The following is a 13,686-nucleotide window of genomic DNA, read 5'->3' as shown; positions in this document are numbered from 1 at the left end:
ATCCACAGGCTGCAGGGCCGTCAGGGCGGGAGGTTAGGCTTGAAACATGCCTTCCCCGTCCCGGACCGCCGACGCCTCGATACCGGCAACCACCACTAGCGGAATCCCCATCCAGGTACGCCGATCCGCCCGCCGCAAGCGCACCGTGAATGCGGTTTTCCGGGACGGTGTGGCATTGGTGTCCATCCCGGCACACTTCTCCGCCGCGCAGGAAGCCGAGTGGGTGCAGCGTATGGTCGCACGGCTCGAACAGCGTGTTTCCACGGAACCCGATGAGGCCGCCAGCGAAAACGACCTGATGCGCCGGGCAGCCGAACTATCCAGCCGCTATCTCTCCGGGCACGCACGGCCTGCATCCGTGCGGTGGGTCAGTAACCAGAACTCCCGCTGGGGATCGGCCACGCCCGGCCGGGGCACCATCCGGCTGTCAGACAAGCTGAAGGGGATGCCGCAATGGGTGGTGGACTACGTGCTGCTCCACGAACTGGCCCACCTCCTGGTCCCGTCACACGGCCCGGCCTTCTGGCGGCTGCTGGAAAACTATCCGCAGACGGAAACGGCGAAGGCGTTCCTCTCGGGAGCCGCCTTTGCCAGTTCACGCGGACTTAAGGGGGAAATGGGGGAGGACTAGCGCAATGCCCCTGCGGGCGCTGCACCAGTCCTCCATCATTCCGCCCGGTTGACGGCCGGAACAGGTTAGTTGGAACCCGGCTTCCCGGGTTCGTCGGTCCCGTCGGTTCCGTCGCCGGCCCCGCCGTCGTCGTCATTCCGGGATCCGCCCTCAGGAACGGTTCCTTCACCGGCGGTCCCGTCAGTGCTTTCACCGGAAGACGCGTCGGTGGGCTTGTCCGTCTCCTCCGGAGTATCAAAGCCGCCGTCAAGCAGGCGCTTCAGCGCGGCATCGACGTCGGAGTCAGCTGCTTCGATGAGCTGGCGCCGCTTGCCGAAGCCCTTGGGATCGTCCAGGTCCTCGGACGTCGGCAGCAGGTCCGGATGCTCCCACACGGCGTCGCGGCCTTCGATTCCGCGTTCTTCGGTCAGGTGCGCCCAGAGGGCTGCGGCATCCCGCAGGCGGCGCGGCCGCAGTTCCAGGCCCACCAGCGAGGCGAAGGTGTGCTCGGCAGGTCCGCCGCTGGCACGGCGCCGGCGGATCATCTCACGCAGCGCGCCCGCGGAAGGAAGATTGGCGGTGGCCGCTGCAGTGACCTCGTCCACCCACCCCTCCACCAGGGCCAGGGCGGTTTCCAGACGTTCCAGTGCAGCTTCCTGCGCCTGGGTCCGCTGCGGCTGGAATACGCCCCCGGACAGCGCCGACTGGATGGATTCCGGATTGGCGGGATCGATGTCGCGGGCAGCTTCCTCGATCTTGGAAATATCAATGTGGATGCCGCGCGCATAGCTCTCAATGGCACCGAAAAGGTGGGCAGTCAGCCAGGGGGCGTGCGCAAACAGGCGGGCATGGGCGGCTTCACGGACCGCGAGGTAGAGCCGGATTTCCGCTTCGGGAACGTCCAGTCCTTCGCCGAAGGCGGCAACATTGGCCGGCAGCAGGGCCATGGTTCCGGACGCCAGCGGCAGCCCGATGTCGGTGGAGCTGACCACTTCCTTGGACAGGGCGCCTACCGCCTGGCCGAGCTGCATGCCGAACATTGCACCGCCCATGTTGGCGAGCATCGAGGAGGCTCCGCCCATCATGGACTTCATTTCCTCCGGCATCTGGGTGGTGATGGCGTTGGAGAGTGCTTCGGAGATGCTTACGGCCACGGGCTCCGTGAGCCGGCGCCAGGAATCCATGGTGGCTTCAACCCACTCCGCGCGGGACCATGCCCGGCCGAGGGTGGACGTGGCGGCAAAGTCGGTAACCGGATCAAGCCAGAGGCCGGCCAGGTGCAGGGCCTCGTCGACCTCACGGGCAGCCGTGGGGCCGGTGGAGGGGTCGCTCCCGGTGGCGGCCACCCGCCTGGCATTGTCCTTGGCCAGCTGCCAGTTCACCGGACCGTCTGAGGAAGCACTGAACATGGCCTGGACCTGCTGGAAGATCATGGCCATGGCATTGGGATCGGAGGGCAGGCCTGCGGCTTTGGCAAGTTCAGCGGGATCCATGCCGCCGGCGCCGCCGCCGCCGAACAGGCGTGCAAGCATCTCGGACAGGGGATCCTGCGGGTTGTCCCCTCGGTCGGATGGGTTGGAGCTCATGGGATACCACCGGTCCTGTGGAAGAAGATAGTGCCTTACGGTGCCCGGCGCTGCCGGACATGTTCCCTTTACGTTACCGGCAGTGCCTAATGTGTGTCCTGTACGACGCTGATCGTTCGCTGTAGGCAAAGCCGGGGCTGCGCACCTGCGCGCCTGCACGCACCTGCGCGGCGTAGGCTTGCAGGGTTGGCCGCCGGACCACGGCGCCGGGAACATGCCGTACGAGCGCAGGAAAAGGTTGGTCAGTTGCGCCCCTCTCATGACGACAGCAGTGCCCCCTATGGCAAAAGCGGTGCCGCAGGGAACGCCGGACCCGGCGACGGGCGCCCCGGCATGCCGGTTCCCGCCCCGCAGCCGGACGGCAGCTACTCCGTCTACCCGTACCAGGGGCTGGGGCAGGGACAGCCTGCTCCGGGCCGGCGTACGCCGCGCGCACGGGCAATGCTTGTCTCCGGTGCGCTGGCACTCCTGCTGGGCGCAGCGGCCGTACTGCTGCCGGCACAATACGTAGTGGAATCCCCGGGCCCCACGTTCAATACGCTGGGCAGCGCCGGGGACAAGGACATCATCGAAATCGAGGGGCGCACCAGCTACCCGGCCGACGGCGAACTGGACCTGACCACGGTGTACGTGTCCGGCGGTCCCAGCACCAACATCAGCATTTTCCAGGCCGTGGGCGGCTGGCTGAACCCTGACGACGTTGTGTACCCCACCGAGTTCCTCTACGCCCCGGGAACCACCAGCGACGAGGTGGACGAGCAAAACGCCGCCGCCATGACCTCATCCCAGGAAGCCGCGGTCGCCGCTGCCCTGACGGAGCTCGAGATTCCGTACACGCAGGAACTCACCGTCGCTGCCGTGGTGGAAGGCGCGGCGGCGGAAGGCCTGCTGCAGCCCGGGGACACCGTGCTGGCGGTGGGGGACACCCGGATAGACGGCATCGACACCCTGCGCAACGCGCTGAACGACGTCGGCGGCTCGCCCACGGAGGTCACCGTTCGCCGTGACGGCGCGGAGGAGGTGGAGACCGTGACGCCCGCGCCAAAAGACGCAGGTACCTACCAGCTGGGCATTGAGCTGGCGACCACCTTCGATTTCCCCTTTGACGTCGAAATCGGCCAGGGCATGGAACGGGTGGGCGGACCGTCGGCGGGAATGATGTTCGCGCTGGGGATCATCGACCGCCTCACCCCGGAGCAGCTCACCGAAGGAAAGCACTTTGCCGGCACCGGAACCATCGACGCCGCCGGGAATGTGGGACCGATCGGCGGCATCCGGCAGAAACTCATCGGCGCCTCGGACGCCGGAGCCGAATTCTTCCTGGCACCGGCCGCGAACTGCGCCGAGGTTGTAGGCCACGTGCCCGAGGGCCTGGGCGTTGTCCGTGTTTCCACCCTCGAAGAGGCGCTGGACGCGGTGCAGAAACTGGCTGCCGGCGGCAGTGCAGCGGATCTGCCGCAGTGCACCTCATAGCCGGGCAGCGGCCGCAGGCACTGGCAGGTGCGGCCGTGCCTCGTTACGATCGGGACAAGGTTCTCTCCGGCTCCCTGGAGAAGTAGCAGCGGGAGAGCATTCCAAGGCAGAATGGTCTACGGACGGCTTCCGGGCCATCCGGCGGGGACATGTATGCGACGGGGCACCGCCCCCGGCAGCAAGTCCCTCCGGTGCGGCCGGCAATGCCGCGAGCCGACGCACCGAACGATGAGGTAACTGTGACTTCCGGACCAAACGGCCCATTTTCCCGACCCGGCACGGCCACGTCCAGCGGAAGGCGACGGCGGCGCAGCCCGCTGATTGCCACGCTGATTGTGGTTGCCGTGCTCGTCATTGGCTTTGTGTATTTCTCGCAGGTCTATGCAGATATCCTCTGGTATAACCAGCTGGGTTATCTGGAAGTCTTCTTCAAGGAGAACCTGACCCGGATCTGCATGTTCCTGGCAGCCTTCCTGGTGATGGCCGCTGGTGTTTTCGCCAGTATCCGGGTCGCCTACGTCTCGCGGCCCATCTACGCCCCGGACAGTGCGCTCCAGGACAACCTCAACCGGTACCAGGCCCAGCTGGAGCCCATCCGTAAACTGCTGATGATCGGCATCCCGATTGTTGTGGGCGGTTTCGCGGGCACCGCGGCCATGTCCATGTGGCAGCAGACACTGCTGTTCTTCAACCGGCGGGACTTCGGCAAGACCGATCCCGAGTTCAACATGGACTACAGCTTCTACCTGAACACGCTGCCGTTCATTGGTTTCCTTGTCGGCTTCCTCATCAGCGTCGTAGTGATTGCCGGCATTGCCGGACTGCTGACGCATTACCTCTACGGCGGTATCCGCCTCGAGGAGAAGGGCGTGTTCGTTAGCCGGCCCGCGCGTATTCATCTGGCCGTCGTGGCCGCAGCCTTCCTCATCCTGCAGGGCATCAACTTCTGGCTTGACCGCTATGACACGCTGCTGAGCACCTCCGGAACCTGGACCGGTGCCCTGTACACCGATGTCGAGGCCGTGATCCCCACCAAGGCCATCCTGGCCGTGGCATCGGTCATTGTCGCTGTCCTCTTTATCCTTTCCGCCGTCATCGGGCGCTGGCGCCTGCCCATCATCGGTACCGCCATGCTGATCATCACGGCCATCGTGGCCGGCGGCGTTTACCCCTGGATTGTCCAGCGCTACCAGGTGCAGCCGTCGGAGCTGAGCCTGGAACGCGAATACATCCAGCGCAACATCGATATGACGCGTGAGGCCTACGGACTGTCGGACACCGAGGTCATCCCGTATGACGCCACGGTGAACGCCAATGCCGGCGCCCTGGCCCAGGATGCGGGCACCACCACCAACATCCGTCTGCTGGACCCCAACGTGGTCTCCGACGCGTTCAGCCAGCTGCAGCAGTTCCGCCAGTACTACCAGTTCCCGCAGACGCTGAACGTGGACCGCTACGAGATTGACGGCGAAGTCCAGGACACTGTGATCGCGGTCCGTGAGCTGAACGTCGGCGGCGTGCCCTCGGGCTGGGTGAACGAGCACATCCTCTACACCCACGGCTATGGCGTGGTGGCCGCACGCGGCTCCACGGTTGAGGCGGACGGCAAGCCCAGCTTCATGGAATCGGGGATCCCCTCCACCGGTGTGCTCACCGAAGGCGGATCCTACGAGCCGCGCATCTACTTCGGCGAGAACTCACCGCAGTACTCTGTGGTCGGCGCGCCGGAAGGCACCCCGCCAGTGGAAATCGACCGTCCGCAGACCGGCAACTCGGAGGAGGAGTCGCAGACCACCTTCAGCGGCAACGGCGGCCCCAGCGTGGGCAACCTCTTCAACCAGCTGGTGTACGCGATTAAGTTCCAGTCCACCGAGCTGCTGCTTGCGGATGCCATCAATGAGGAATCCCAGATCCTGTATGACCGGGACCCCACCGAGCGTGTGGAAAAGGTAGCACCGTACCTGACCGTTGACGGCAACGCGTACCCGGCCATTGTCGACGGCCGCGTGAAGTGGATCGTGGACGGTTACACCACCAGCAAGTACTTCCCGTACTCCACCCAGCAGGAGCTGCAGGACGCCACCACCGACTCGCTGACTCCGGGAGCGGCAGCCCTGCCGCAGGAACAGGTCAACTACATCCGCAACGCGGTCAAGGCCACCGTTGACGCGTACGACGGTTCCGTCACGCTGTATGCCTGGGATGACGAGGATCCGCTGCTGAAGTCCTGGCAGGCGGTATTCCCGTCCACCCTGAAGCCCTACAGTGAGATGTCTGCCGATCTGATGGCACATGTCCGCTACCCGGAGGACCAGTTCAAGGTCCAGCGCGAACTGCTGGGCAAGTATCACGTGACTGACCCGGACTCGTTCTACAAGAACGACGACGCGTGGAGCGTTCCCAGTGATCCCACCGGCGGCAACGGCAACGTCAAGCAGCCGCCGTACTACCTCTCCCTGCAGATGCCGGGACAGGACGAGGCCACGTTCTCGCTGACCACACCGTTCATCCCGTTCGTGACGGAGAACGGCGAGGCCCGCAACGTGCTGTACGGCTTCCTCTCCGCAGACGCGGATGCCGGCACCGGCGAGGATGGCGTGAAGGGTGATGGTTACGGCAAGTTGCGGCTCCTGGCCCTGCCCACGGACACTGCTGTGCCGGGCCCCGGCCAGGCACAGAACACCTTCAACTCCGACCCCACGGTGTCCAACGCGCTGAACCTGCTGCGCCAGGGTGCATCTGAAGTCATCAACGGCAACCTGCTCACCCTGCCGGTCGGCGACGGCATCCTGTATGTCCAGCCGGTGTACGTCCAGTCTTCGGGCGCCTCCTCCTACCCGACCCTGCAGCGGGTGCTGGTCAACTTCGGCGAGAAGGTCGGATTCGCTCCGACGCTCGACGAAGCACTGAACCAGATCTTCGGCGGCGACTCCGGTGCGGAAACCGGCGACACCGGGAACGTCGGCGCTACCCCGGAAACCCCGGGTGCCGGCGGAGACGCAACGGCCGCGTCCGAGCTGGCTACAGCCCTCGCGGATGCAGGCAAGGCGATCCGGGACGGGCAGGCTGCCCTTGGACGCGGTGACTTCGCCGCCTACGGGGAAACGCAGAACCAGCTCAAGGACGCCATTGCACGGGCCACCGCTGCGCAGGAACAGCTGGACAGCGCGGCAGGCGACACCGCCGGCGACGGTGCCACGGCTGAACCCAGCGACGCTGCCACCGATTCGGCTGACGGTGAGGGCGGCGACTAGGCGCGTGAAATGATCCCGGTTTGCGCCGGGCCCCCGCGGCGGGTAGAGTTGAGTATCACGCCGCGGGGTGGAGCAGTTCGGTAGCTCGCTGGGCTCATAACCCAGAGGTCGCAAGTTCAAATCTTGCCCCCGCAACCAAGGAAAGTCCCCCGAGGATCCGCAAGGAACCTCGGGGGACTTTTGTTTGCCCTTGCTTGCCAGGCCCCAGGCCCCAGGCCCCGCCGGGTCCCGGGAACGGTTACGGGGATCCGGACGCATGGAGGCGCCCGAACAGTTTCCGTACGGCACGGCCCGTTGCCGGTGGGCGAACTACACTTCCCCCATGGGCCATACCCCCGCAGCACGCGATCCGGACCGCGGTGAAACCCTGCTGCAGAAACTGGACCGCAACTGGACGGACCTGCTGCAGGAACTGCGGGTCCTGCAGACCGGTATCCAGATTTTGACCGGCTTCCTGCTAACCCTGCCGTTCCAGCAACGTTTTGCCGAACTAACCCGGGTCCAAGTGGCCATCTACCTGTGTCTGGTCGTGCTGTCGGTACTGGTCACCGCGGTACTGATCTCTACGGTGGTCATGCACCGGACCTTCTTCCGGCAGGGGATTAAACGGGATCTGGTCCGGAGTTCGGACGTCCTGCTGCGCGCCACCCTGGTACTGGTCGGCCTCATCCTGATCGGCACCATCGGGCTGATTTTCGACATTGTGCTTTCCGGCATGGCCGGAGCCGTGGCGGCGCTGGCGATGGGTGCAGCAGTGGGGCTGCTGTGGCTGCTCCTGCCGCTACGCCTGCGCCGCCGGGCACTACGCAACCGCAACCGCAATCACAGCCGCCAGTCAGCCATCCGCAGACAGCCGAAGGGCGGGCACCCCCAGCGGGGTGCCCGCCCTTCGGACGGCGGCGGAGGGAACGGTCGGAGTTAGTCCTCGATAGCGGACTGCTTGCCGCCGGAGGCGGACTTCAACGCAGCGAGGCGCGCTTCGACCTCGGTCTGCTCGCCGAGGTCCTCGAGGCTTTCGAACTGGGCGTCCAGGCTGGAGGACGCCAGCTCGTTGGCGCCGCGCACACGGGCTTCCTCACGGCGTATTTTCTCCTCGAAACGGCCCACCTCGGACGTTGAATCCATCACGTCGATGCTCTTCATGGCATCATGCATCTGGGTCTGGGCAGCGGCATTGCGGGACCGGGCAACCAGCTCGTCCCGCTTGCTGGTGAGCTGATCCAGCTTGCCCTTCATCTGGTTCAGGCCGGTCTTCAGGCGCTCAACGATCTCTTCCTGGGAGGCAATGGTCGGCTGGGCGCCCTTGGCCTCGTTTTCGGAGGCGATCTGGCGCTGGATGGCTACCTTGGCCAGGTTGTCGAACTTCTCAGCGTCGACGGCGTTGCCCGCGGCGCGGAACTCGTCGGCCTTGCGGGAGGCGGCCAGAGCCTTGTTGCCCCAGTTCTGCGCGTTCTGGATGTCCTCGTTGTAGTCGTCCTGGAGCATGCGCAGGTTGCCGATGGTCTGTGCGACGGCGCTTTCAGCCTCGGCAATGTTGTTGCTGTAATCCCGCACCATCTGGTCGAGCATCTTCTGCGGGTCCTCGGCCTGATCGAGGATGGCATTGATATTGGCCTTCGCCAACTGGGTGATACGTCCGAAAATCGACTGCTTAACCACGATGTCTGCCTTTCAATCTGCTGTGTGTAAGTACTGCCCCGCACCGGCCATGAGACCCGTACGGTACATCTTGGTGCCCTTCCCGCGCATCCGCCCGGGTGGATCAGAAGTTGCCTCCCGAGGATCCGAAACCGCCGCCGCCTCCGCCGAAACCGCCGCCTCCGCCGAAGCCGCCGAAACCGCCGCCGCCCCAGCCTCCGCCGTGGGAGCCGCCGCGGAGGATGGAATCAATCAGGATGCCGCCCAGGATGGCACCGCCCATCCCGTTCCCGCGTCCGCCGCCGAAGCCTCCGCCGAATCCGCCGCCACCGAAACCGTCGACATCCTGCTGGGCCATGTCAGCGGCCTGTGCTGCCAGGGCGTTGGCCTGCTGGGCATAGGCCAGGGCACTGACCGGATCGGAGGACTGCATGGCGACAGCCTGCTGCAGGTTGCGCTCGGCCTCAGCCAGGCGGGTGCGTGCCTCACTGCCCACTCCGCCGCGGCGCGCCCTGATGTAGTCAGAGGTGCCGGAGATCTGGGCCTGGGCGGCCATGATGGCGTGCTGGAGGGAGTCCCTTGCCCGGCGCTCCTGCTCCTGCCGGTCGCGGATGCCTTCCAGCGCCGTGTCGAGCTGGGTGTTCGCGGTTTCCAGCCGGCGGAGCAGCTCCACCGGATCATACGGGCCGGACTGCATTGCCTGCTCCACCTCCTCCAGGGCTGCCCGCACGCCGGCCACGGGGCCGGCGAGGCCGGGGGAGGCCCCGGACGCGGAGAATGCATCTGCCTGGGCGAGATCCTGCCGGGCATCGGCCACGGCCCGCTGCAGCTCAGTACGTGCTGCATCCAGCTCCCGGGACCGCTTGTCGATCGCGTCCAGCAGCACATTGGCCTGATGGACGGACTCTTCGGCAGCGCGGACCAGCACCACCGCACCGGAGGTGTCCTGTTCAGCGAGTTTTTCCTCGGCCTCTGCGGCGGTATTGGTGACGAAGGCGAGGCGTTCATTGGCCTGGTCGATGTTGTCACTGACCTGCTGTACCGCCGTCGCCGCGTAGCGCGAGCGCAGCGCGTCCAGAGTCGCGGCGGCAGCACTGAGCCGCGCGGATGCCTGTCCGGCTGACTCGCGGGCGGAAGCCAGCGCGGCCGGCGCGTTCTTCTCCAGTTCCCGCAGGGCATCGAAGTCCTCTTTATGCGCCTGCAGGGACTCGTTGACCGCTTCGCACCGGCGAATGATTTCCTTCAGCCAGCTCCGCTGCTGTGCTTCGGTGTCGGGGATGTGGTCATCCAGCTGCTGCTGCAGCTTAAAGGACTCGCCCATATGGTTCCGGGCAGAGGCCAGATCCTCCGAGAAGGTCGCGACGGCATCCTCGCCGTAGGCGGCCATGGCAAAGCCCAGTTCCTGCTCGCTGGACTTGATGGCATCGTCTGCGGCAACCAACAGGCTTCCTGCCCGTTTCCGCAGGTCGGGAACGCTCATGGTGTCCAGCGGGTCCACCGGTGCGGCGGGTCCCTGGCGCCGGCCCGGTTCCAGGGTCCCGGCGTTCTTCTTCCGGCGGTTACGCATCAGCAGGGCAGTGCCCACACCGCCGGCCACCACCAGGCCGCCTACCACCAACGGGGCAATGCCCGAGCCGGAACCGGCGGCCGCAACGTCCCCGTCTCCTCCGCCGGCAATGTCCTCCAGCGATTCTGTCGCGGCCACTGCCGAATCCGCCCATTGGGAGGACGTAATGTTCTGTGAACCCAACAGGGGATCGGTGGCCGCCGCCAGGATGGCATTCCGCCGCTCCTGGTTCAGGACGCTCTGGTCGCCGGTGGAAACCTGGATCTTCCGGTCCGTTGTGGCAATGCTGAGCAGGGCCTCCCTGGCTCCCATGCCCTTGCTCTCCACTACATCCCGGGACCAGGCGACGGGATCTGTCGGGCTGGTAAAGGAGTCCACGTAAACCACGTACAGGGTGTACCCGGTGCTGTCCTGTACATCGGCAATTGCCTGCTTCACCTCTGCGGCGTTGCTCCCCAGCACATCGGCGGGATCCACAACGTATTCTCCCGGCGGGATGGTCACGGGGGATTCCGCCGGAACAGCGGGGGCAGCGGGCAATGATCCGTGAATCGCCAGGGGAGGAACGGTATGTGCCGGTACCGTGCCGGCGAAAGCCGCCGCCGGAGGCACGACCGCCAGAGCACCCAGGCCTAGAATGGCTGCCAACCTGTACCGTGACCGCATAAATAATCCTTTGGTTGCATCTCGCCCCGGGTTCAGGTCCCAGCAATCGTTGGTACCGATTCTAGGGGCCGCCCTATGCGGCGTCCACCACGTCAGGGCCCCGCCCCTGTCTCCGGACGGTGGCCGCACCCCTGTCTGACCTGCCCGTTTACCGTCCGGAGGTCGAACCTGCTGTCTACCGGACATTCGGGGTTTTCACAGCCGATGTTCAGCATCCATCCTCATATGTCCCAGCAAGCGCTGTCATAGTAGGTACAGAACGTTGTGGCTACACCATGGGTACATCGAACTTCGAAAGGACAGCCCACATGACTGAGCACCACGGGGGAAACGACGGCGCTGCACGCCCGTTGCCGCCCCGCCCGCCGGCACCGCCGTCCTCCGCCGGCTCCGCCCAGAGCGATCCGCAGACCGGGCCGCAGACAGGACCGCTGACCGAGCCGCTGAACGACCCGCTGAACGACCCGGCAGCACATGGTGCCGGTGAGAACGCCGGCACGGATGCCACTCAGGGCGCGGAAGCGCACGGCTCATCCCCGCAGGCCCCGTCAGCGCACGGCGCCACCCCTTACGGGCCGCAGACCTTCGGCGAGTCCACCGGCAGCTCGTTCCAGCAGCCCCCGGCTGCTTCGCCGTCGGGACGGTCCACAGCAAAAAAGTTCGGCGCCGGAACCCTGGTCGGGGGAATGCTCCTTGCCGGGCTCGTCGGCGGCGGTGTGGCAGTGGGTGCCAATGCACTGATGGATGACGGGAACGGAACTGCGGGCCAGGCCGGCCAGTCACAGACCGTTGTGGTTAACAATGAAGACAGCGTCAATGCGGTCACTGCGGCAGCGGTAAAGGCCTCCCCGAGCGTCGTGACCATTGAGGTTGCCGCCTCGGGCAGCAGCGGCACGGGCTCCGGAATTGTCCTGGACGATGACGGGCACATCCTCACCAACACCCACGTGGTGACCCTGGGCGGTCTGACCGGTGACCCCGGCATTGAGGTCCAGACGTCCGACGGGCGGGTGCTGCCGGCCACCATCGTGGGCACTGACCCCGTCTCCGACCTTGCGGTCATCAAGGTGGACGGAGCCAACCTGACGCCGGCGTCACTCGGCGACTCGGGAAACCTGAACGTCGGCGACACCGTGATCGCCATCGGTGCCCCGCTGGGGCTGTCCGGCACGGTCACTGACGGTATTGTGTCCACGCTTAACCGGACCATCAGCGTTCAGTCCTCCGCCGCTCCGGAGGGGGAAACGGACAGCTCGGAGGAACCCGAGGATGACGGCTTCGGCTTCCGGTTCGCACCGCCGGACGGTTCCTCGGAGAACCAGTCCTCAGCGGAGAGCTCGATCTACCTGAACGTGGTGCAGACGGATGCTGCCATCAACCATGGCAACTCCGGCGGTGCCCTCGTGAACACTGACGGGGACGTGATCGGCGTCAACGTGGCCATCGCCTCGGCCGCCTCAGGTACCGCGGGTGAAGACAGCGGGAACATCGGCGTTGGATTTGCCATTCCCATCAGCTACGCGGAACGGGTAGCGGAGGAGATTATCGACAACGGCTCCGCGACGCACGGATACCTCGGGGTTTCCGTGAAGCCGGCCACGGCGTCGAACTCGTCCTCTTCCTTCACGGTGGGTGCAGAAGTAGCCGAAGTGGTTCAGGGGTCACCGGGGGAGAAGGCAGGACTTCGTGCCGGTGACGTGGTGACCTCGGTGAACGGTATCCCGATCACCGATGCCCAGTCCCTGACCGCAGCCATCCGGATGCAGCCTGCCGGTGGTAAGGCCACCGTGGACTACACCCGCGGAGGCAAAGCCTCCAGCACCGAGGTGACCCTCGGGGATTCCGCCAGCCAGTAACCCGGACCGGGTGGACCAGAAAACAGGACGAAGGGCTGCCCCGGACGTATCCGGGGCGGCCCTTCCGCCTGTAACGGGCACAATGGCCTTCCGGGGTGTGATTAGCTTTAAACGCACCGCCCAACGGGCGGGAACGTCGGCAGGAGAACCTCCGGGCCGTCGGGAACTGATCTTCCAACCGGAAAGGCCGGAATGCAGGACTCAGCCAACCGTCCGCTGAATATTGTTGTCTTGGTAAAGCACGTCCCCGACGCGCAGTTCGACCGGCACCTCACCGGCCCCGGCCATACCCTCGACCGCTCGGAGAGCATTCTCTCGGAACTGGATGAATACGCCTTGGAAGCCGCGCTGACCCTGGCCGAGGCCCGCGGCGGCGAGGCAGCCGGAAACCGGGTGACTGCCCTCGCCATGGGGCCCGAAGCCGCCGTCAATGCGGTCAAGAAATCCCTCCAGATCGGCGCCTACACCGGGGTCCACCTGTGCGATGCCGCCCTCGCCGGCTCCGATGCCGCCGGAACGTCCCTGGCGCTGGCCGCCGCCATTGAATCCGTAGCCCGGACCCTGGGCCCGGTGGACCTGGTGATCACCGGCATGTCCTCCACAGACGGCGAAACCGCTCTTGTCCCTGCGCAGCTGGCCGAGCGCCTGCAGCTGGCCCAGGTCACCTTCGCCTCGGAACTTGAGGTCACTGACACGGACGGCACCGCCATGGTGAAGGCACGCCGCGACGGCGACTCCTTTACGGAAACAGTCGAGGCACCCCTGCCCGCACTGGTCTCCGTGACGGATCAGGCCAACGAACCCCGGTACCCGAATTTCAAGGGCATCATGGCAGCGAAGAAAAAGACCATCACGGTCCTCTCCCTCGCAGATATCGGCCTCGAGCCCTCGCAGGTAGGTCTGGAGGGTGCCTGGACGTCGGTTGCGGCATCGGCGCCGCGGCCGCCGCGCGCCCAGGGGACCGTCATCACTGACGACGGTACTGCCGGCGTTCAGCTGGTGGACTACCTCGCGGCGCAGAAACTCATCTAGCGCA

At 65.8% G+C, this 13,686-nt stretch carries 9 protein-coding genes and 1 tRNA gene; 7 read left to right on the top strand and 3 right to left on the bottom strand.

Annotation, left to right across the window (positions count from 1 at the left end):
• The first annotated feature begins 46 nt into the window (after window positions 1-46).
• Window positions 47-631 (top strand): M48 metallopeptidase family protein, encoded by a 585-nt coding sequence (locus MUK71_RS11845; RefSeq protein ID WP_227929565.1) that lies wholly within the window; start codon window positions 47-49, stop codon window positions 629-631.
• A gap of 65 nt (window positions 632-696) precedes the next feature.
• On the opposite strand, the gene MUK71_RS11840 is transcribed toward MUK71_RS11845, so the two are convergent.
• Window positions 697-2,196, bottom strand: coding sequence for a zinc-dependent metalloprotease (locus MUK71_RS11840; RefSeq protein ID WP_227903559.1), 1,500 nt, complete (start codon window positions 2,194-2,196; stop codon window positions 697-699).
• Window positions 2,197-2,442: 246 nt separating this feature from the next.
• Between MUK71_RS11840 and MUK71_RS11835 the strand changes: the two genes are divergently transcribed.
• From MUK71_RS11835 to MUK71_RS11820, 4 genes are all read left to right on the top strand, one after another.
• Complete coding sequence (locus tag MUK71_RS11835; RefSeq protein WP_227929566.1) at window positions 2,443-3,669, top strand: YlbL family protein; 1,227 nt, start codon at window positions 2,443-2,445, stop codon at window positions 3,667-3,669.
• 239 nt (window positions 3,670-3,908) lie between these two features.
• On the top strand, window positions 3,909-6,923 hold the full coding sequence (locus MUK71_RS11830) for a UPF0182 family membrane protein (protein WP_423724631.1): 3,015 nt from the start codon (window positions 3,909-3,911) through the stop codon (window positions 6,921-6,923).
• 61 nt (window positions 6,924-6,984) lie between these two features.
• Window positions 6,985-7,061 (top strand) — tRNA-Met (locus MUK71_RS11825).
• 184 nt (window positions 7,062-7,245) lie between these two features.
• Entirely contained in the window at window positions 7,246-7,845 is a 600-nt protein-coding gene (locus tag MUK71_RS11820; protein WP_227929567.1) for a DUF6328 family protein, read from the top strand.
• Here MUK71_RS11820 and MUK71_RS11815 read toward each other — a convergent pair.
• Together MUK71_RS11815 and MUK71_RS16250 are read right to left on the bottom strand one after the other, a co-directional pair.
• Window positions 7,842-8,582, bottom strand: a complete 741-nt coding sequence (locus MUK71_RS11815; protein ID WP_227903552.1) for a PspA/IM30 family protein — start codon at window positions 8,580-8,582, stop codon at window positions 7,842-7,844. The two genes, MUK71_RS11820 and MUK71_RS11815, sit on opposite strands and share 4 nt — an antisense overlap.
• 103 nt (window positions 8,583-8,685) lie before the next feature.
• Window positions 8,686-10,632 (bottom strand): TPM domain-containing protein, encoded by a 1,947-nt coding sequence (locus MUK71_RS16250; protein WP_341482050.1) that lies wholly within the window; start codon window positions 10,630-10,632, stop codon window positions 8,686-8,688.
• 470 nt (window positions 10,633-11,102) lie between these two features.
• Between MUK71_RS16250 and MUK71_RS11800 the strand changes: the two genes are divergently transcribed.
• Complete coding sequence (locus MUK71_RS11800; protein WP_227929568.1) at window positions 11,103-12,650, top strand: S1C family serine protease; 1,548 nt, start codon at window positions 11,103-11,105, stop codon at window positions 12,648-12,650.
• Window positions 12,651-12,842: 192 nt separating this feature from the next.
• Complete coding sequence (locus tag MUK71_RS11795) at window positions 12,843-13,682, top strand: electron transfer flavoprotein subunit beta/FixA family protein (protein ID WP_227929569.1); 840 nt, start codon at window positions 12,843-12,845, stop codon at window positions 13,680-13,682.
• Window positions 13,683-13,686 lie beyond the last annotated feature (4 nt).

The organism is Arthrobacter zhangbolii (genome assembly GCF_022869865.1).
In the GTDB taxonomy this organism is placed as follows: domain Bacteria; phylum Actinomycetota; class Actinomycetes; order Actinomycetales; family Micrococcaceae; genus Arthrobacter_B; species Arthrobacter_B zhangbolii.
This window is presented reverse-complemented; position numbering and strand designations above follow the sequence as displayed.

Bases quoted from the DNA above. Each gene is read 5' to 3' on its own strand.
- MUK71_RS11840 (WP_227903559.1), bottom strand. From the start codon at position 2,196: ATGAGCTCCAACCCATCCGACCGAGGGGACAACCCGCAGGATCCCCTG.
- MUK71_RS11795 (WP_227929569.1), top strand. From the start codon at position 12,843: ATGCAGGACTCAGCCAACCGTCCGCTGAATATTGTTGTCTTGGTAAAG.
- MUK71_RS11800 (WP_227929568.1), top strand. From the start codon at position 11,103: ATGACTGAGCACCACGGGGGAAACGACGGCGCTGCACGCCCGTTGCCG.
- MUK71_RS11845 (WP_227929565.1), top strand. From the start codon at position 47: ATGCCTTCCCCGTCCCGGACCGCCGACGCCTCGATACCGGCAACCACC.
- MUK71_RS11820 (WP_227929567.1), top strand. From the start codon at position 7,246: ATGGGCCATACCCCCGCAGCACGCGATCCGGACCGCGGTGAAACCCTG.